Genomic DNA, 18468 nt, shown 5'->3' with positions numbered 1-18468 from the left:
CGGCGGGCTGCCCGGGGCGGCGGGCTGCCCGGGGCGGCGGGCTGCCCGGGGCGGCTCGCCGACTGCCCATCGGCGCAGCGCCGAACGGCTGCCAGGCCCACCGCCCCGCCGAGCACCGCCAGCCGATGAACAGGCCAACTACCCGCCCCGACCAGGTACCAAGCCCGGCGGCAATCGGGGCGCGGCTCACCGGCACCGCCCGCAGCGTGAACACCCGTGCCATCCGCCTGCGGCCACGGCCATCAGGGCCACCGCAGCCGACGCCCGGCCGGATCAGCGCGCCTGGCCGGGCTGCACATCGTTACGTGCGGCGGCCACGCCGTCGGCCTCAGGGGCACCCGCAGCGCGGTGCGCGGCGTGATCGGCATGCACCCCAACGACACCGTGCGCGGTGCGAGCGGCCGTGCCGACCACGGCGTAAGCGCCCTTGCCGGCCGTGCCGCGAGCGCCCATGCCGCCCGCCGGTGCCGCGACCCAAACCAGCGACGTCGGCGACGCACCGCGCTCGCGGCCCCGACCAGCAGGGCCGCCGCAGCCGGGGCCAGCCGGGGCCAGCCGCATCCAGCAGTGCGGCCGCAGGCGGGGCCGGGCCTGATCAGCGGGCATGGCTGGCCTGGTCAGTGGGCATGGCGGGGCTGGTCAGCGGGCATGGCGGGGCTGGTCAGCGGGCATGGCTGGCCTGGTCAGCGGGCATGGCGGGGCTGGTCAGCGGGCATGGCGGGGCTGGTCAGCGGGCATGGCGGGGCTGCACGTCGTCGTGCGCGGCGGCCACACCGTCAGCCTCGTGCGCGCCGGCGGCGTGGTGCGGGGCGTGATCAGTGTGGGGCTCGGCGACGCCGTCCCCGGCGTGGGCGCCCGTGCCGTCGTGGCCGTGGCCGTGGCCGTGGCCGTGGACGTCAGTGCGGCCGAAGCCGTCGCCGTCGGTGCTGCTGAAGCCGTCGCCGGTGAAGCCCTTGCCGTCGGTGGGGCGGAAGCCGTTGCCGTCGGCGGCGGTGGCGACGGTGCCTGCGGGCGCGACCGAGCCGTTGCGGGGGTTGCCGGAGGCGCCGGCCGGGACGGACCCGCCGCCCGCGCTGCCGCCCGCGCTGCCGCCCGTGTCACCGCCCGCGGCCCACGAGCCGGCGGCTGACGCGCCGGCGGGCGAAGCGCCCGCGCCCGGCCCGCCCGACGATGCACCGGCGGCCATCGCGCCCGCCGGTGACGAGGCGGCGCCCGACGGCGCGCCGGTCGACGGGGAGCCCGTGGCAGGCCCGGCGGCGGACGCGGACTCGGCGTCCTCCTGGGCTCGCTGCTGCGCGGCGGACAGCGAGCGCAGCGGGATCTCCGGCAGGAACAGGATGACGCAGAAGCCGACGACCATGATGGCCGCCGCGACCGTGAACACCACGCTCATCGAGTCGGAGAAGCCGACCTTGAAGGGGTGGGCGAGGGCGGCGGCGAGGTTGTTGACGAACGAGGTGTCGTTGAAGGAGCTGGCGCTGCCCGAGGTGCCGGCCTGCTGGATGCCCTGCAGCTGCTCGGGGTTGGCGCGGGCTGCGGCCTGGAACTCCGGCGTCGACTGGGCGGCGATGAAGGCGGCCTTGATCTTCTCCGGCAGCAGGCTGAACAGCACGGAGAGGAAGACCGCGGCGCCGACGGTGCCGCCCATCGAGCGGAAGAACGTCACCGTGGAGGTGGCCACGCCGATCTCGCGCGGGTTGGCCGCGTTCTGGGCGGCGGTGATGATCGGCTGCATGTTGCCGCCGAGGCCGAGCCCCATCAAGGCCATGACCAGCATCGTCTGCCACAGCGGGGTGTCGGCGCCGATGCGGGAGAACAGTGCGAGCGCGGCGACCATGAGCAGCGAGCCGATGATGGGGAACTTGCGGTACTTGCCGGTGCGCGCGATCACCTGGCCGGACACGATGGAGCCGGTCATGATGCCCAGGACCAGCGGCAGCAGCATGAGGCCGGCCTCGGTGGGACTGGCGCCCTTCACGATCTGCAGATAGAGCGGCAGCGTGAGCAGGCCGCCGAACATCGCGATCCCCAGGATGAAGCTGCTGGTCGAGGCGACCGAGAAGGTGCGGCCCCGGAACAGGCGCAGCGGCAGCAGCGCCTCGTCCTTGTAGGACCACTCGGCGATGAGGAACAGCACCAGGCCGACCACGCCGATGCCGAAGCACAGCAGGGAGCGGCCGGAGCCCCAGCCCCACTCGCGGCCCTGCTCGGCGACGGTGAGCAGCGGCACCAGGCAGACGATGAGCGCCAGCGCGCCGGGCCAGTCGATGCGGTGGTCCTGGCGGCGGTGCGGGATGTGCAGGACCCGCATGACGACGAGGAACGCGGCGAGGGCGATCGGCACGTTGATGTAGAAGATCCACCGCCAGCCGGTGACGCCGAGGATGGAGTCGGCGCCGGCGAAGAAGCCGCCGAGGACCGGGCCGAGGACGCTGGAGGTGCCGAACACGGCCAGGAAATAGCCCTGGTACTTGGCGCGCTCGCGGGGCGGCACGACGTCACCGATGATGGCGAACGCGAGGGAGAACAGGCCGCCGGCGCCGATGCCCTGCACCGCGCGGTAGGCGGCGAGCTGGTAGACCGAACCGGCGAGGCCGCACAGTACCGAGCCGAGGATGAAGATGCCGATGGCGAAGAGGATGAACGGCTTGCGGCCGTAGATGTCCGACAGCTTGCCATACAGCGGCGTCGCGATCGTCGACGTGATGAGAAACGCCGTGGTCGCCCACGCCTGGATGGAGAATCCGCCCAGGTCGTCGGCGATGGTGCGCATGGCCGTGGACACGATGGTCTGGTCGAGGGCGGCCAGGAACATCGCCATCATCAGCCCGCCGAGGATCGTGAGGATCTGGCGGTGGGTCAGGGCAGTTTCGTCGGCGGTGGCTGTGCTCAAGGCGTCTCTCCCGTTACGAGCCGATCGCGTTTCGGAAATCACGCTACTCCGAGGTCCCCCGTTCGGCGCGCTCAGACACAATATGCGCGGGGTACGACAACTTTTGCGGAGGTACGTGGTGAGCGCCACGCTCGTGGTCAAGGAACTCGCGGCAGGTCACGGTGACCGGGCGTTGTTCTCCGGGCTGGACCTGGTCGTCGCGCCGGGCGACGTGATCGGCCTGGTCGGGGCCAACGGGGCGGGCAAGTCGACGCTGCTGCGCACCCTCGCTGGGCTGCTGCCGACGGAGGCGGGCGGCTTCGCGCTCAACCCGCCGAGCGCGATCATCGGGTACCTGCCGCAGGAGCCGGACCGCCGCGAGGGCGAGACGCTGCTGCAGTGCCTGGCCCGCCGCACCGGGGTCGCCGACGCGCAGGCGCGCATGGACGCGGCGGTCGAGCGCATCGAGCAGGACCCGGACGCGTATTCCGACGCGCTGGAGCGGTGGCTCGCCCTCGGCGGGGCCGACCTCGAGGAACGCGCCGCGGCCGTGGCCGCCGACCTGGGCCTGGCCGTGGAGCTGGACCTGCCGATGACCGCGCTGTCGGGCGGCCAGGCCGCAAGGGCCGGGATGGCGTCGCTGCTGCTGTCACGGTACGACGTGTTCCTGCTCGACGAGCCGACCAACGACCTCGACCTGGACGGCCTGGAGCGCCTGGAGCGGTTCGTGCAGGGGCTCAAGGCCGGCGCGGTGATCGTCAGCCACGACCGGGAGTTCCTGGCCCGCACCGCGACGGGGGTGCTGGAGCTGGACCTCGCCCAGCAGCAGGTGAACTTCTTCGGCGGCGTTTACGCGGCGTACCTGGAGGAGAAGGCGATCGCGAAGCGGCGGGCCCGGGAGGCGTACGAGGACTACGCCGATACGAAGGCCGACCTCGAGGCGCGGGCGCGCATGCAGCGGGCGTGGATGGAGAAGGGCATCAAGAACGCGCGGCGCAAGCAGCCCGACAACGACAAGATCGGCAAGGGCAAGAAGATCGAGTCGACGGAGAAGCAGGCGTCCAAGGCCCGCCAGACCGACCGGCTGATCGAGCGGCTCGAGATCGTGGAGGAGCCGCGCAAGGAGTGGCAGCTGCGGATGGAGATCGCCGCCGCGCCGCGGGCGGGCGCGATCGTGGCGACGCTGAACCGGGCGGTGGTGACCAGGGGCTCGTTCACGCTCGGGCCGGTGGACCTGCAGGTCGACTGGGCCGACCGGATCGCGATCACCGGCGCGAACGGCTCCGGCAAGTCGACCCTGCTCGGCGCGCTGCTCAAGCGGATCCCGCTGGCGAGCGGCACCGCGGCCCTCGGTCCCGGGGTGGTCGTCGGCGAGGTCGACCAGGCCCGCGGGCTGTTCCTCGGCGACGCGCCGCTGCTGGACGCGTTCTGCGCGGCGGCCCCGCAGCTGCAGCCGGCGGACGTCCGCACGCTGCTGGCCAAGTTCGGGCTGAAGGCGCACCACGTGCTGCGGCCGGCGGCGAGCCTGTCGCCGGGCGAGCGGACCCGGGCGGCGCTGGCGCTGCTGCAGGGGCGCGGGGTCAACCTGCTGGTGCTCGACGAGCCGACGAACCACCTGGACCTGCCCGCGATCGAGCAGCTGGAGTCGGCGCTGGACGGGTACCCGGGCACCCTGCTGCTGGTCACCCACGACCGGCGGATGCTGGAGTCGGTCCGCACGACCCGCCACGTGGACGTGCACGAGGGGAAGGTCACCGTCCGGTGAGCGACGAGGAGTTCTGGACCGAACGGCACCTGTGCACGATCACCACCGTGCGCGCCGACGGTACCCCGCACGTCGCGCCGGTCGGCGTCACGTACGACCCGGCGACGGGCACCGCCCGGGTGATCACGTCGGGCACGTCGCAGAAGGTCCGCAACGTGCGCGGCAACCCGAGGGTGGCGGTCTGCCAGGTCGACGGGCGCCGGTGGACGACCCTCGAGGGCACCGCCGTCGTCGAGGAGGACCCGGCGGCCGTCGCCGACGCCGAGCGCCGCTACGCGCAGCGGTACAGGACCCCCCGCCCGAACCCGGCGCGGGTCGTCATCGTCATCTCGGTGACCAGAGTGCTGGGCACCGTGCGTCCCGCGGTGCCGGTACGGTCACCGGATGGGGATTCCTGACTACGTCCGGGTCATGCGCGCGCACGTGGGCCACGACGTGCTGCTCCTGCCCGGCGTCAGCGCGATCGTGGTCGACGAGCGGGGCCGGCTGCTGCTCGGGCAGCGCAGCGACACCGGCCGGTGGGCGGTGCTGGCCGGCATGGTCGAGCCGGGTGAGCAGCCGGCGGACACGGTCGTGCGGGAGGTCCGTGAGGAGGCCGGCGTCGACGTGGTGGTCGAGCGGCTCCTCGGCGTCGCCTCGCACCCCGTGCACTACCCCAACGGCGACCGGTGCGAGTACCTGAACGTGACGTTCCTGTGCCGGCCCGTCGGCGGGACCGCCCGGGTCGCCGACGACGAGTCCCTCGACGTCGCCTGGTTCGACCCGGCGGACCTGCCGGAGATGGAGCCCTACTCGCGGCTGCGGGTCGAGATGGCGCTGCGCGACGCGAAGGAGGCATGGTTCGCCCCCGCCGGGTCGCGCCATCCGGCGCTGACCGAACCGTCGATGTGACCCGCCGGGCACGCGGGTCACATCGACGTCACTGCTGCGGCGGCCAGGCCGGCGGCGGGGCCGGCGGGCCGGCGTTCGGCGGGCCGCTGACCGGCGGCGACACCGGCTGCGACGGCACCTGCGGCGCGGCACCTGCGCCGGGGACCGTCCACGGCTGCGGGATGATCGGCTGGCTGCCCGGAGGTGGCGGCGGCAGTGGCGGGTACCCGGGTGCACCGGCCGGCGGTGCCGGGTACGTGGGCTGACCGAACGCCGGACCATCCGAGGTCGGCGGCGGAGGCGGCGGGTACGCGCCCGGCGGGTAGGTGCCGGGCAGCGCGGACACGGGCCCGGCCGGCTGCGCGGGGATCCCGGCCGGCGATCCCGGTGGGTACACCGGCGGCACCGGCGAGGACGCCCCGGCCGGCACGAACCCGGCCGGCCCCGGCACCTGCCCCGCAACCGGCCCGGCGCCCGGCGGCGGACCGGGGAACGCGCTCGTGGCCCCGGGCGCACCGAGGAACGCGGCCACCGGCGAACCGGGGAAAGCGGCGACCGGCGAACCGGGAAACCCGGCGGGCGGCGAGCCAGGGAAGGCAGCGGCCGGCGCACCGGGGAACGCGGACAGCGGCGCCACCCGCCGGCCGATCAGCTCCAGCAGCCAGACCACCAGCAGCCCGAGCACCGCCAGGACCGCCGTCGTCAGCAGCGCCACCGGGGCGCCCACGCCCTCGAGCAGCTGCCAGCGGCGTACCCCGTCGACGATGACCACGGCGAGCACGACACCGGCCACGCCGGCCCGGCGGCCCAGGACGCTGACCCCGCCGAGCAGGACGGCGGCAAGCGCGTACGGCAGCTGGCCGGAGTCGGTGACCATGGCGCCACCGGTGAGCCGCGCCGACAGGATCCCGGAGACGCCGGCGAGGACCGCGGAGCCGGCGACCCCGACCAGGGCGCCGACGAGCTTCGCGGGGCGCCACCGGCCCGGCTCGTCACCGCCGGCGACGGGACGGTTGGCCGTGAGCAGCTGCCGTACCGCCGGGACCGCGAACACCACCGCCCCGCCGATCGACACGACGACGAACACCGCCGCCCACACCCCGAAGCCGGTCGTCATGCGGGCGGCGCGGGCCAGCGGCTCGATGCGCCCCCCGGTAGCCTCGAGCACCGCCGCGGACACGATGAACCCGCCGCCGAGGGTTACCGCCCAGCCGGGCAGCGCGGTCAGCCCGACGATCAGGGCGAGGACCAGGCCGACGCCGGCGGCGGCGAGGACGGCCAGGAGGAACGCGACGGCGACCGACGCGCCGTCGTTGGTCCGCGTGACGAAGACCCAGCCGGCGAGCACCGCGATCGGCGCGATCGCCAGGTTGGGGGTGGCGGTGCGCAGCGACAGGGCCAGGCCGCAGGCGGCGAAGCCGAGGATCGCGATGCCGGCCCACACCTGCCCGCGGGTGAACACGGCGGAGTTGGCGTTGTAGAGGCCGGCGACGACGCCCGCGGCGGCGAGCAGCAGCACCCCCTCCCAGATCAGGTGCGGTGCGAGCTCACGCAGCGGTTTGACGTCGGTCATGCCGGCGACGCTACCGTGCATCGACGCTCGGCGCTGACCACATGCCACGCGACGTCACCCCTGCGCGTGCTCTACTCTCCGCGGGTGGCCGACGATGTCGAAGACCCGGTGGCGCAGGCGCACGGTGAGCTGTCCCTCGCGCGGGTGGCGCTCGCCGAGGACGACCTCGAGCACGCCGCCGAGCACCTGGCCGGCGCGATCGCGTGGGCGCCGCGGCTGCCGGAGGTCCACGAGCTGCTGGCGGCCCTGACCGCGCGGGCCGGCGGCCGGGTCGCGGAGCTGTTCCCGCTGCGGGAGCCGGCGTTCATCGGCACGGTCGTCGCCCGGGCGCACGTGACGGCGCCCGCCGACCCGCTCGGGGCGCTGCGGATGCTGGCGCAGGCGACCGGGTTCGATCCGCACCAGCCGTGGGCCGACGTCAGCTGGGTGCGGGCCGTGGACCCCGCCGGCCTCGACCCGGACGAGCTGGCCCGGCTGTTCGTCGGGGTGATGCAGCGGCTCGGCGACCCGGCGCCGGCACCGGTCGCGAAGGCCAACGAGGTGTACCTGGACCTCGCCCGACGCTCGCTGCGCGCCCACCCCGACCACGCGCTGCTGCACGGCGCCGCCGCCGGGCTCGGCCGCAGGTTCGGCGACACCGCGGAGGCGGTCCGCTGGGGTGCCCGCGGCCACCGCCTGCGCCCCGACAAGCTCACGTCGGTCTGGTACGCGTACGCCCTGCGCGCCGACGGCCAGCTGGACGCGGCGCTGAAAGTCATGCGCGGCGCGTGGCGGGCCACGCCGCAGGAGATGGACCTGTGCGCCGACATGGCCAACTGGCTCGCCGACTCCGGCCGCGTCGACGAGGCGATCGCGCTGCTCGATGAGGGCATGCGCGGCCAGGCCGACTACGACTGCGCCGTGCACACCGCGCAGCGGCTGCGCTTCCAGCGCGACGGGCAGGTGCGGCACCTGGTCGCACTGGTCGACTTCATCCGCGAGCACCCCGTGGTCAGCCACGAGCACACCGACCTGGCGCAGGCCTGCGATCGCCGCGCCTGGCTCGGCCGGGTCACCGGCCCGACCGAGGCGTGCGTCAACATGCTGCACCGGGTGCCGGCCGACCAGCGGGCCACGATGGACGGCGGGGTGGCGCTGTCCGCCCTCGAGGTGCCCAGCGCGCTGGCGCTGCTGCGCCGGGAGCTGCCCCGGGTCACGCTCGACGTGGCCGGCCCCGCCCCGCAGGACCTGGTGCGGCCGCTGAAACCGGTGCGGGTGCTGTGGCGGTACGACGGCACCACCGCCTACCCGACGGTCGAACCGGCGAGCCCGGCCGCCCAGGCCCTCCTCGCCGGCATCGCGGGGCCGGCCTGGCCGCACCCGGTCGCGGCGTACGACCACGCGCTGCCGCTCGGCGAGCTGCCGGCCGAGCAGCTGCTGTCGCTGCTGGTGCACCCGCCGGCCCGGCCCGCCCGGTACGCGGAGCTGCCCGACGGCTGGTGGGAACGCTCGGCGCAGGTGTTCGCGTGCCTCGGCCTGCTGCACTGCGGCGAGCTGCGCAACCCCGCCGACCCGGGCGACACCACCGCCCAGCGGCGGCTGCTCACCGACATCGCGTGGGGCGTGGAGGACTGGACGACGGACGCGGCGCTGTTCGCGCTGACGGTCGCCGCCTGGCTCGACCCGGCCTGCCGGGTCGAGGTCTGCGACACCGTCGGCCGCCGGTTCCTGGCCGCGGTCCAGGCGTCCCGCACCAGGGCGGTGACGATCCGCGACTCCCTGGCGGCGCTGGTGCACGCCGTGCCGGACATGGTCCCGGACGTCCTGGCCCTCGCCGACGAGGTGACCGCCGCCGCGGACCGCGCACCGGCGGCGGCGAAGCCGGCCGCTGGGAAGCCGGCCGCCCCGTCGAGGTTCGGCCGGCTCTTCCGCCGCCGCCGATAGCCGGCGGCGAATTCAGCGGCTTTTTACGGCCGGCGCTCATCAACATAGCGCCGTATGGCTGCAATACCAGCGCGACCCGGAAACGCCGATGGCCGGCGGGGAACCGCCGGCCATCGGAGCAAGTGCGGGATGAGCTACCAGTAATGGCGGCGCCCGGCGAGGGGGCGGCCGACGGCGCCCAGGATCCACAGCACTGCGCCCACGATCAGCAGCACGATGCCGATCGTCTCCAGGATGCCGACGTGGAGGAAAAGCCCGAGCAGGAAGAGGATCAGGCCAAGGACGATCATGTTCAGCTCCCGGGGAGGAGGGGTGTTGCTTGGACGTTCTTCAGGTACCCCTCCCCCGCCGCTGCTGAAACACCGGTCACCCGCGGCGCCCCCGGCGGGCGCGGATGTAGTCGGACACGACGTATCGGCCGAGGTCACCGGCGTCGGGGGTGAAGACCCGGCCGCCGCTGCGGCGGGCCACGGCGTCCACGAACCGGCGCAGGCCCGGGTCCTCGCCGAGCATGAACAGGTTGAGCACGGCGCCGTACCGGGTGAGCTGGTCCACCTCGTGCACCGTCGAGGTCACCGTCTCGCGGGTCGACGGCCAGTGGAAGGACGAGGTGCCGTCGTCGAGCAGGTGCGCGGTCGGCTCGCCGTCGGTGACGACGAGGACGACGGGGTCGGAGCCCGGGTGCCGGCGCAGGTGCCGACCCGCGAGCATGAGGGCGTGCTGCAGGTTCGTGCCCTGCACGTAGTCCGGCTCGACGGCGGCCAGCTCCTCGACGGACAGTTTCGTCGCGTACCGGCCGAACCCGATGATCTGCAGGGCGTCCTGCGGGAACCGGGTGGCCACGAGGTGCGACAGCGCCAGGGCGGCCTGCTTCATCGGGCCCCACCGGCCGTCGGCCATCATCGAGAAGGACAGGTCGACGCAGAGCGCGACGGCCGCGGAGACCCGCCGCTCGGTCTCGGCGATCTCGAAGTCCTCGACGTCCAGCGCGACGGGCAGCACCGCGGTGCCGCCGGTGGCCTGGCGGCGCACCGCGTTGCCGATGGTGCGCACCACGTCGATGGGCTGCTCGTCGCCGTACTGCCAGCGCCGCGACGCGCCGGTCAGCTCGCCCGCGGCGCCGGCGTCGCGCAGGTCGTGCTGGCCCTTGCGGCCGGCGGACAGGTCGGCGAAGACGGTGCGCAGGGCGGTGCCGCCGAGCCGGCGCAGCGCCTTGGGGCTCAGCGTGAGCCCGTCCGCGCCGCGGGTGACCCAGCCCTGCCGGCGCAGCTGCCGCTCCAGCTCCCGCAGCCGGCGCAGGTCGTCCGCGGCGGACCGGCCGAGCTGCCGCTCGACCGCCTCGACGTCGACGTCGTCGAGGGTGGCGCCGGGGTGCTCCTGGCCGAGCTGGTCGAGCAGGTCGTCGAGGTCGCCGATCTCCTCGAGGGCGCCGGCTGCCTCGCCGTAGCCGAGGTCGCGCTCGCCGCGCACCCGCTCGCCGCGGCCCCAGTTGAGGTCGGGGCGCAGCGAGCGCAGGTTGTCGGTGAGCGCGGCCATCTCCCCGGCGAGGCTGCCGAGGGACTGCTCCATCAGCGACTGCAGCTCGGCGCGCTGCTGCGGGCTCAGCGAGCGCAGCAGCCGCTCCCCGGCGGCGGCCCGGCGGGCGAGCGCGTCGACGAGCTCGTCCACCGAGCCGGGCTGCTCGGGGAAGAACTCGCCGTGCCGCTGCATGAACTGCGCGAACGCGTCGTCGGTGTTCTCCCCGCGGGCGTGCTTGCCGAGCAGGGCGTTGAGGTCCTGCAGCATCTCGCGCATGCGTTCCTGCGTCGCCGGGTCCTGCAGGGCCTCCTTCATCCCCTGGAACCGCTGGCCGAGGACATCGTTGCGCAGCTGGTCGAGGATCTGCTCGTACAGCGCGCGGGCCTCGGGCGAGGTCCACCCGTAGGAGGACAGCTCCGAGACCGCCCGCGACGTCGAGCGCGGCAGGTTGGCCAGCTGCGCCTCGGCGAAGCGGGCGTCGTCGGAGTCGACCTGGGCGAGGGCGTCGCGTTCGGTGGCCACCGCCTGGTCGAGCAGCTGCTGGGCGCGGGTCACGGCACCGTCGAGGTCGCCGCGGCGCATCGCCTCGCGCCGCAGCCGCCGCGCCCTGGCCAGCAGGTCGTCCAGGCCGCGCCCGCCGTCGGGGCCGTTGCGCAGCAGGTTGCGCAGCGCCTCGCGGAGGCTGCCGCCGTCGAGGACCTCGGCGCCGACCTGGTCGACGGCGGCGCGCACGTCGTACGGCGGGGCGAGCGGGTCGGGGCCGCCCCGCCACGCCCCGTAACGGAACCTGTTGTGGCGCACGTGCTCAGCCTCCGTAGACGGTGCGGCCGTCCTCGGTGAGATCCTTGGACAGCCGTCTGGTGAGGTGCAGTCCCTCCAGCACGAACTCGATGCCGGCGGCGGCCTCGCCGCGGCTGGGCGCGTCGCCGAGGCCCAGGCGCTCCAGCACCTTGGCCAGGCCGGGCACGGTGCCGACCTGGCGCAGGATGTCGTCGGCGCCGGCGAGCTCGCCGGTCTCGATGACCTGCCCCTCGGCGACGAGGTCGGTGAAGCCGGACAGGTCCAGCCCGGCGAGCCGGGACCGGAACGTGTCGGCGGTCGCGGTGCGCAGCAGGTGGGCGAGGATCTCGATCTCCCGGCCCTCCTCGCCGCTGTCGAACTCGACCTTGCCGCGCAGGGTGCTGGTGACCGAGACGGTGTCGCCGACCCGGGCGACCGGGTTGTCGTCGCCGAGCAGCCCGCCGCGGCGCAGCGCGGACGCGGCGACGGTCTCGACGGCGGCGATGGCGAAGCGGGCGGACACGCCGGAGCGCGCGTCGACGGCCGGCGACTCGCGCACCGCGCGGGTGAACCGGGCCAGGACCTCCAGGACGTGCCCGGGGACCTGCGCGACGAGCTGCGCCTCCTGCTGGATCAGGTCGGTCTCCAGCTCCAGGTCCAGCGGGTAGTGGGTGCGGATCTCGGCGCCGAAGCGGTCCTTGAGCGGCGTGATGATCCGGCCGCGGTTGGTGTAGTCCTCCGGGTTGGCGCTGGCCACCAGCAGCACGTCCAGCGGCAGCCGCAGCTGGTAGCCGCGGACCTGGATGTCGCGCTCCTCCAGGACGTTGAGCAGCGACACCTGGATGCGCTCGGCGAGGTCGGGCAGCTCGTTGACGGCGAAGATGCCGCGGTTGGTGCGCGGGACGAGGCCGAAGTGGATCGTCTCCGGGTCGCCGAGCGTGCGGCCCTGCGCGACCCGGATCGGGTCGACGTCGCCGATGAGGTCGCCGACGGAGGTGTCCGGGGTGGCGAGCTTCTCGCCGTAGCGCTGCGAACGGTGCAGCCAGTCCACCGGCAGCGCGTCGCCGGCCTCGGCTGCCATCCGCCGGGACGCGGGGGTGATCGGCTCGTAGGGGTGCTCGTTGAGCTCCGACCCGGCGATGACCGGGGTCCACTCGTCCAGCAGCGACACGAGGCCGCGGATGACGCGGGTCTTGCCCTGGCCGCGCTCGCCGAGCAGGACCAGGTCGTGGCCGGCCAGGATGGCCCGCTCGAGCTCGGGCAGGACGGTGTCTTCGTAGCCGACGATGCCGGGGAAGCGCGGCTCGCCGGAGCGCAGCTTGGCCAGGAGGTTGTCGCGCAGCTCCTGCTTGACGGTGCGGAACCGGTGGCCGCTCGATCGCAGCTCGCCCACGGTGCGGGGCAGGTCCAAAGGCTGGGTCACCGCTCGAACCTAGCGCGCTCACGTTTCCGGTGGCGAAACCCGCCGATCTGGGGGCCCGGCGCCGCGGAACCGGGCCAGCAGCGCGGCGCGCACGGCGGCGACGGCCGGGGCGGCTGGACCGGCCTGGTCACCGGCCAGAACCCGGCCAGCGCCACCGGCGTGGCGGAGGCGATGCTCGACGCCCTCGGCCAGTGGTCAGCGGGTGCTCACCGACCAGTCGCTGAACCCGGTCCAGGCGCTGTCGGGGCCCTGGTAGTGGTAGTAGTCGTGCGCGGCGTCCCGGCCGAGCAGCACGAACGCGGCGGTCAGCGCCGCCAGCACACCGGTGACCGCGGCCGAGGACAGCACACTGAACCACAGCGGCAGCACCTGGTACAGATGGGCCTCCTCAGCCGCGCCGTAGGCGAGCAGTGCATTGTCGGGGTTGACGACGACGCCGAGCAGCAGCACCACCCCGGCGAGCAGGGCCGCGGACCCGACGAGCAGCCGGGTGCCGATGTGCCGGCGCGGGACCGCCACCGCGACCCCGACGAGCAGCAAGGTCATCCCGGCGCCCAGCACGGCGGTGAGCGCCAGCCGGATGTGGATGCCGTCGATCTGCTCCTGCTCGCGGATGCTCCACGGCCCGTGCGCCGCGTAGGCCCCGGCGAACCGGGCGAGCAGCACCGTCGCGGCGAGCGTCTGCGCGCCGAGCAGCGCGGCCGCGGCCACGACCAGCCAAAACGCCCGCCGCACGGGGGCGGCAGGGCGGCGGCGCGGGACGGGGTCGGCGGCCATCCCGTCCAGGATAAGCGGCGCCGGGTGGGCGCTCATCGGCCGCGGCGGAGGAGATCCAGCCAGGACCCGTAGCCACCCCACCGGGCGTCCGGGTCGTAATCCTGGTAGTACCCGGCGGCTGCCGGCCGGCCCATCCGGACGAACGCGGTGCCGAACAGCGCCGCCACCCCGAACACCACCACCGCGGACAGTGTCTGGAACCAGGCGGGGATCAGTGTCTCGAGCCAGGCGAGGGAGGCCGCGATCACCAGGCCGCGATCACCGGCTGACGATGTCGAGCCATGACGTGAAGCCGCGCCACGTGGCGGTCGGGTCGTGGTGCTGGTAGTAGTCGAGCGCGGCGTCGCGGCCCAGCCGGGCGAAGGCGGTGCAGAGCAGGACGATCGCGCCGGTCACCGTCACCGACGCGGTCGCGGTGAACCACGCCGGCAGCAGCTGCTCCAGGTCGGCGAGCTCCTCGACGTCGCCGGCCAGGACCGCGCCGTCGGGGCCGACGACGATGCCGAGCAGCAGTGCGAACGCCACGACCAGCGCGGCGCAGCCGACGACCGTGCGGGTGCTGGTCGAGCGGCGCGGCACGGCCATCGCGGCGCCGAGCAGCAGCAGCGACATCCCGGCGCCGAGGACGACCGCGCCGGCCAGCCTGGCGCGCACGCCGTCGGCCTGGGTCTGCTCGCTGAAGGTCCACGGGGCGTGCGTGTCGTAGGCGGCGCCGAAGCGCAGCAGCAGCACCGCGGCCGCGACGGTCTGCGCGGCGACCAGGATGAGACCACCGGTGACCAGCCAGAAGGCCTGACGCACCGGGGCGGTCGGAGGGCTGCCGTGTGCCATCGGCATTCAGCGTACGACCGGCCACCGGACGTGGTCCATATCACCTCCGGGCCAGATGCCGGGTGGTCGGCGGCCGGGCTGCGGCGCATACGGCAGGATGGACGCGACACGTACCGCAGCAATCCCCATCCGCCGAGGAGTTTTCGCATGGCGCTCAGCAAGCCCGACGTGACCCTGCCCGACGGCCCGCCGCCGGCCGACCTGGTGATCGAGGACATCACCGTCGGTGACGGCGAGGAGGCGCGCCCCGGCCAGCAGGTCAGCGTCCACTACGTGGGGGTGTCGCTGTCGACGGGCAAGGAGTTCGACGCCTCGTGGAACCGTGGCAGCTCCACCTTCGACTTCGGCCTCGGCCAGGGCCAGGTCATCGCCGGCTGGGACCAGGGCGTGGCGGGCATGAAGGTCGGCGGCCGGCGCAAGCTGGTCATCCCGCCGCACCTGGGCTACGGCAGCCGGGGCGCCGGCGGCGGGCTCATCAAGCCCAACGAGACGCTCGTCTTCGTGGTGGACCTGCTCGGCACCCGGTAGGTCCGGTTGCCCGTCCATGGGCCCGGTATTCCCTGCCGGACCCATGGACGGCAATGCGGTAATTCACAGCTGACGCTCAGCCCACCTCGGACATCGAGATGCGATGCTGGACCATCGGCGTCGGCCGGCACTCTTTTTCACCATGTCACAACGCCATAAAGGGGTGTGCAGATGACAATGCAGTCGGCGGCACCGCGCGCGAAACGGATCCTCATGATCGGCGCACCCGGTGCCGGCAAGGGCACCCAGGCGCAGCTCATCGCGCAGCAGTTCGGCGTCACCCACATCGCCAGCGGCGACCTGCTCCGCAAGAACATCGCCGAGGGCACGACGATCGGCCGCACGGTCGAGCAGCTGGTCAACAAGGGTGAGCTGGTCCCCGACTCGATCATCATGGACATGCTCCGCAAGCCGGTCCTGGCCGCGAACGCAGCCGGCGGCTACGTGCTGGACGGCTTCCCGCGCACGGTCGAGCAGGCCGAGGCGGCCTACCGCACCGCCGGGAGCCTCGGCGTCGGTGTGCAGATCGCGATCCACCTCGACGTGCCGGAGGACGAGCTGACCCGCCGCATGCTGGCGCGGGCCCGCGGCGCCGACGACACCGTGGACGTGATCAAGCACCGGATCAAGGTGTACGAGGAGAAGACCCGCCCACTGCTGGAGTATTACCAGCAGCGGGAGCTGCTCATCCAGGTCAACGGCGCCCGGCCCGTCGGCGAGGTGACCTGGTCGATCGTCGTGCAGCTGCAGCGCGCCTTCAAGCAGCGCCCGGCCGCGGCCCGCACCGCCGCCGCGCCGGACCGCGCGGTGGCCTGAGCGGCCCGCACACGCTTCGACAGCGGAAGGCCCGGCCGGGACGGCCGGGCCTTCCGCTGTCGCTCACGCCGACAGCGCCGCCGAGACGACCCCGCGCGCCTCCTGCTGGATGCGCTCGAGGTGCTCCGGGCCCTGGAAGGACTCGGCGTAGACCTTGTACACGTCCTCGGTGCCGGACGGCCGGGCGGCGAACCAGCCGGACGCGGTGACCACCTTCAACCCGCCGAGGGCGGCGCCGTTGCCGGGGGCCGCGGTCAGCTTCGCGGTGATCGGCTCGCCGGCCAGGTCGGTCGCGGTCACCTGCTCCGGCGACAGCTTGCCCAGCACCGCCTTCTCCTCGCGGGTCGAGGCGACGTCGATGCGCGCGTACGCGGGGGCGCCGTGCCGGGCGACCAGGTCGGCGTAGTGCTCGCTGGGCGAGCGGCCGGTCGTCGCGATGATCTCGGCGGCGAGCAGGCACAGCAGCAGGCCGTCCTTGTCGGTGGTCCACACCTCGCCGTTGCGGCGCAGGAACGACGCGCCGGCGCTCTCCTCACCGCCGAAGCCGACGGAGCCGTCCAGCAGGCCGGGCACGAACCACTTGAAGCCGACCGGGACCTCGATCAGGGTCCGGCCGAGGTCCTCGGCGACCCGGTCGATCATCGACGAGGACACCAGCGTCTTGCCGATCGCGGCGCCCCGCGGCCAGCCGTCGCGGGCCGTGAACAGGTACTGGATGGCCACGGCGAGGAAGTGGTTGGGGTTCATGAGGCCGGCGTCGGGGGTGACGATGCCGTGCCGGTCGGCGTCGGCGTCGTTGCCCGTCGCCACCTGATAGTCGCCGCGCTTGCCGATGAGCGACGCCATCGCGTTCGGCGACGAGCAGTCCATCCGGATCCTGCCGTCCCAGTCGAGGGTCATGAACCCGAACGCCGGGTCGACGTCGGGGTTGACCACCGTCAGGTCCAGTTTGTGCCGTTCGGCGATGGCGCCCCAGTACGCGACGCTGGCGCCGCCGAGCGGGTCGGCGCCGATGCGGACCCCGGCGGCGGCGATGGCGGGCAGGTCGATCGCGGAGGGCAGGTCGTCGACGTAGGCGGCGAGGAAGTCGTACCGGCCCGTGGTGTCGGCGGTGCGGGCCCGCGCGTACGGCATCCGGCGGACCTCCTGCAGCCCGCCGGCCAGCAGTGCGTTCGCGCGGTCCTGGATCCACCTGGTGACGTCGGTGTCGGCGGGCCCGCCGTGCGGCGGGTTGTACTTGAAGCCGCCGTCCTCCGGCGGGTTGTGCGACGGGGTGACCACGACCCCGTCGGCGCCGAGGTGCCGGTGGGTGAGGATGGCGTGCGACAGCGCGGGCGTCGGCGTGTAGCCGTCGCGGCTGTCGATGAGCACCTGGACCCCGTTGGCGGCGAACACCTCCAGGGCGCTGACCGTCGCCGGCTCCGACAGGGCGTGGGTGTCCCTGCCGACGAAGAGCGGTCCCGTGTACCCCTGGCGCGCCCGGTACTCGCAGATGGCCTGGCTCACCGCAACGATGTGGTCCTCGTTGAACGAGCGGCGCAGACTGGACCCGCGGTGCCCGGACGTGCCGAACGCGACCTGCTCGGCGGGGTCGCTGACGTCGGGGTGCTCGGCGTAGTAGCTGGTGATGAGTCGCGGGACGTCGACGAGGTCGGAGCGCTGCGCCGGTTGCCCTGCACGGGGATGGACGGACATACCGCATACGTTGCCATGTCCGCCCGGACGCGGCGACACGACTCGGTCATCGCCGGAAACAATCCGCCGTTACACTGCCGCGCGTCGATGTCCATCTCACCCCAGCGAGGCGATGATGACCACCGCGGTTTCCATGTACTCCCGGGTCGGCGGCGGCCCCGCCATCAAGCAGGTCGTCGACCAGCTGTACACGTGGATCCTGGTCGACGGGCAACTGTCCCCCTACTTCGCCGGCGTCACCGTCGAGTCGCTGAAACGGCACATGGCCGCGCTGCTCGCGCAGGTCCTGGGCGGCCCTCAGGAGTACACCGGCCGCGAGCTCGGCGAGTCGCACCGCGGCCTCGGCATCACCGACGCGCACTACACGCGCGTCGTGGACCTGGTCCTCGCCGCGCTCTTCCTGGCGCACGCGCCCCGCGACGTCATCGCCGCCGTCGAGGAGACCCTGGCCGCCGTCAAGGCCGACATCGTCGCTTAGTACCCCGGGTCGGGTCCGCAGCCGTCGCCGGGGGGTGCCGCGTGGCATGATCCACTGATGACGTGGATCGCGCCGGCGGCGCCGCCGTTCGGGGGTTCGCTGGTCGCCGACGAGCGGACCCTGCTGGAGGGGTTCCTCGACTGGCAGCGGGCGGTGCTCGTCGGCAAGTGCACCGGCCTGACCGGCGAGCAGCTCGCCCGGCAGGCCTGTCCCCCGTCGACGCTGTCGCTGCTGGGCCTGCTGCGCCACGTCACCGACGTGGAACGCGAGTGGTTCCACGTCCGCTTCAACGGCACGGCGGTGCCGTGGCGGTACCGGCGCGACGACGCCAAGGACGCCGCTTTCGACGAGGCGGACCCGGTGGACGCGGAGGCCGACTACGCCGCGCTGCTGGCGCAGTGGCGGTCCTCACGGGTCGCGGTCGCCGCGGCGCAGCTGGACGACGCGTTCGACGACCCCCAGCGGGGCGCCATGTCGCTGCGGGCCGTCTACCTGCACCTCATCCAGGAGTACGCCCGGCACAACGGCCACGCCGACCTGCTCCGGCAGGCGATCGACGGGCAGACCGGCTGAGCCGCCGGGGCTGTCAGGCCCGCCGGGCGGGCGCCGGCGCAGCAGC

17 protein-coding genes are annotated in these 18468 nt (G+C 73.9%); 8 read left to right on the top strand and 9 right to left on the bottom strand.

Annotation, left to right across the window (positions count from 1 at the left end; genetic code table 11):
* Window positions 1-727: 727 nt before the first annotated feature.
* The gene (locus AB0H83_RS43935; protein ID WP_360107138.1) at window positions 728-2893 is read right to left on the bottom strand and encodes an MDR family MFS transporter; all 2166 of its coding nucleotides are present in this window, start codon (window positions 2891-2893) and stop codon (window positions 728-730) included.
* Between the two features lie 118 nt (window positions 2894-3011).
* Between AB0H83_RS43935 and AB0H83_RS43930 the strand changes: the two genes are divergently transcribed.
* The 3 genes from AB0H83_RS43930 to AB0H83_RS43920 are packed head-to-tail and all read left to right on the top strand — an operon-like array spanning window position 3012 to window position 5528.
* Window positions 3012-4637: an ABC-F family ATP-binding cassette domain-containing protein gene (locus tag AB0H83_RS43930; protein WP_360107135.1), complete on the top strand. Its 1626-nt coding sequence runs from the start codon at window positions 3012-3014 to the stop codon at window positions 4635-4637.
* Window positions 4634-5035: a PPOX class F420-dependent oxidoreductase gene (locus tag AB0H83_RS43925; protein WP_360107132.1), complete on the top strand. Its 402-nt coding sequence runs from the start codon at window positions 4634-4636 to the stop codon at window positions 5033-5035. Before AB0H83_RS43930 ends, AB0H83_RS43925 begins: the two co-directional genes overlap by 4 nt.
* The gene (locus tag AB0H83_RS43920) at window positions 5022-5528 is read left to right on the top strand and encodes an NUDIX domain-containing protein (RefSeq protein WP_360107129.1); all 507 of its coding nucleotides are present in this window, start codon (window positions 5022-5024) and stop codon (window positions 5526-5528) included. Before AB0H83_RS43925 ends, AB0H83_RS43920 begins: the two co-directional genes overlap by 14 nt.
* A gap of 28 nt (window positions 5529-5556) precedes the next feature.
* On the opposite strand, the gene AB0H83_RS43915 is transcribed toward AB0H83_RS43920, so the two are convergent.
* On the bottom strand, window positions 5557-7080 hold the full coding sequence (locus tag AB0H83_RS43915) for a hypothetical protein (protein ID WP_360107126.1): 1524 nt from the start codon (window positions 7078-7080) through the stop codon (window positions 5557-5559).
* An 84-nt stretch (window positions 7081-7164) separates the two neighbouring features.
* On the opposite strand from AB0H83_RS43915, the gene AB0H83_RS43910 reads away from it, so the two are divergent.
* Entirely contained in the window at window positions 7165-9003 is a 1839-nt protein-coding gene (locus AB0H83_RS43910; RefSeq protein WP_360107123.1) for a tetratricopeptide repeat protein, read from the top strand.
* Window positions 9004-9137: 134 nt separating this feature from the next.
* Here the strand turns inward: AB0H83_RS43910 and AB0H83_RS43905 are convergent, their stop codons facing one another.
* The 6 genes from AB0H83_RS43905 to AB0H83_RS43880 all read right to left on the bottom strand — a co-directional run bounded on the left by AB0H83_RS43905 (window position 9138) and on the right by AB0H83_RS43880 (window position 14332).
* Window positions 9138-9293: a DUF6131 family protein gene (locus tag AB0H83_RS43905; protein WP_203853177.1), complete on the bottom strand. Its 156-nt coding sequence runs from the start codon at window positions 9291-9293 to the stop codon at window positions 9138-9140.
* 76 nt (window positions 9294-9369) lie between these two features.
* Window positions 9370-11322 (bottom strand): hypothetical protein, encoded by a 1953-nt coding sequence (locus AB0H83_RS43900; RefSeq protein ID WP_360107119.1) that lies wholly within the window; start codon window positions 11320-11322, stop codon window positions 9370-9372.
* A gap of 4 nt (window positions 11323-11326) precedes the next feature.
* Entirely contained in the window at window positions 11327-12724 is a 1398-nt protein-coding gene (locus tag AB0H83_RS43895) for a sigma 54-interacting transcriptional regulator (protein ID WP_360107116.1), read from the bottom strand.
* 195 nt (window positions 12725-12919) lie between these two features.
* Entirely contained in the window at window positions 12920-13501 is a 582-nt protein-coding gene (locus AB0H83_RS43890; RefSeq protein WP_360107113.1) for a hypothetical protein, read from the bottom strand.
* 32 nt (window positions 13502-13533) lie between these two features.
* The gene (locus AB0H83_RS43885) at window positions 13534-13749 is read right to left on the bottom strand and encodes a hypothetical protein (RefSeq protein ID WP_360107110.1); all 216 of its coding nucleotides are present in this window, start codon (window positions 13747-13749) and stop codon (window positions 13534-13536) included.
* Window positions 13750-13759: 10 nt separating this feature from the next.
* Complete coding sequence (locus AB0H83_RS43880; RefSeq protein ID WP_360107107.1) at window positions 13760-14332, bottom strand: hypothetical protein; 573 nt, start codon at window positions 14330-14332, stop codon at window positions 13760-13762.
* A 147-nt stretch (window positions 14333-14479) separates the two neighbouring features.
* On the opposite strand from AB0H83_RS43880, the gene AB0H83_RS43875 reads away from it, so the two are divergent.
* Window positions 14480-14860, top strand: a complete 381-nt coding sequence (locus tag AB0H83_RS43875) for an FKBP-type peptidyl-prolyl cis-trans isomerase (protein WP_360107104.1) — start codon at window positions 14480-14482, stop codon at window positions 14858-14860.
* Between the two features lie 171 nt (window positions 14861-15031).
* A complete protein-coding gene (locus AB0H83_RS43870) occupies window positions 15032-15676 on the top strand; it encodes an adenylate kinase (protein ID WP_360107101.1) in 645 nt (214 codons plus the stop codon).
* Window positions 15677-15739: 63 nt separating this feature from the next.
* On the opposite strand, the gene pgm is transcribed toward AB0H83_RS43870, so the two are convergent.
* Entirely contained in the window at window positions 15740-17371 is a 1632-nt protein-coding gene (pgm, locus tag AB0H83_RS43865; RefSeq protein WP_360107098.1) for a phosphoglucomutase (alpha-D-glucose-1,6-bisphosphate-dependent), read from the bottom strand.
* Window positions 17372-17486: 115 nt separating this feature from the next.
* Here pgm and AB0H83_RS43860 point away from each other — a divergent pair, with 115 nt between their 5' ends.
* Window positions 17487-17849, top strand: a complete 363-nt coding sequence (locus AB0H83_RS43860) for a group 1 truncated hemoglobin (RefSeq protein ID WP_360107095.1) — start codon at window positions 17487-17489, stop codon at window positions 17847-17849.
* A gap of 57 nt (window positions 17850-17906) precedes the next feature.
* Window positions 17907-18422 carry a DinB family protein gene (locus AB0H83_RS43855; RefSeq protein WP_360107092.1) on the top strand — a complete coding sequence of 172 codons (516 nt, stop codon included), beginning with the start codon at window positions 17907-17909 and terminating at the stop codon, window positions 18420-18422.
* Window positions 18423-18468: the final 46 nt, after the last annotated feature.

It is taken from the genome of Dactylosporangium sp. NPDC050688 (assembly GCF_040654515.1).
Classification (GTDB): Bacteria; Actinomycetota; Actinomycetes; order Mycobacteriales; family Micromonosporaceae; genus Dactylosporangium.
The sequence above is the reverse complement of the archived record's forward strand: the minus strand, read 5'-3'. Positions and strand labels throughout refer to the sequence as shown.

What these genes read in the sequence shown, in the direction of transcription:
- AB0H83_RS43920 (WP_360107129.1), top strand. Translation starts at nt 5,022, where the DNA reads ATGGGGATTCCTGACTACGTCCGGGTCATGCGCGCGCACGTGGGCCAC.
- AB0H83_RS43915 (WP_360107126.1), bottom strand. Translation starts at nt 7,080, where the DNA reads ATGACCGACGTCAAACCGCTGCGTGAGCTCGCACCGCACCTGATCTGG.
- AB0H83_RS43905 (WP_203853177.1), bottom strand. Translation starts at nt 9,293, where the DNA reads ATGATCGTCCTTGGCCTGATCCTCTTCCTGCTCGGGCTTTTCCTCCAC.
- AB0H83_RS43890 (WP_360107113.1), bottom strand. Translation starts at nt 13,501, where the DNA reads ATGGCCGCCGACCCCGTCCCGCGCCGCCGCCCTGCCGCCCCCGTGCGG.
- AB0H83_RS43880 (WP_360107107.1), bottom strand. Translation starts at nt 14,332, where the DNA reads ATGGCACACGGCAGCCCTCCGACCGCCCCGGTGCGTCAGGCCTTCTGG.
- AB0H83_RS43875 (WP_360107104.1), top strand. Translation starts at nt 14,480, where the DNA reads ATGGCGCTCAGCAAGCCCGACGTGACCCTGCCCGACGGCCCGCCGCCG.
- AB0H83_RS43870 (WP_360107101.1), top strand. Translation starts at nt 15,032, where the DNA reads ATGACAATGCAGTCGGCGGCACCGCGCGCGAAACGGATCCTCATGATC.
- pgm (WP_360107098.1), bottom strand. Translation starts at nt 17,371, where the DNA reads ATGTCCGTCCATCCCCGTGCAGGGCAACCGGCGCAGCGCTCCGACCTC.
- AB0H83_RS43860 (WP_360107095.1), top strand. Translation starts at nt 17,487, where the DNA reads ATGACCACCGCGGTTTCCATGTACTCCCGGGTCGGCGGCGGCCCCGCC.
- AB0H83_RS43855 (WP_360107092.1), top strand. Translation starts at nt 17,907, where the DNA reads ATGACGTGGATCGCGCCGGCGGCGCCGCCGTTCGGGGGTTCGCTGGTC.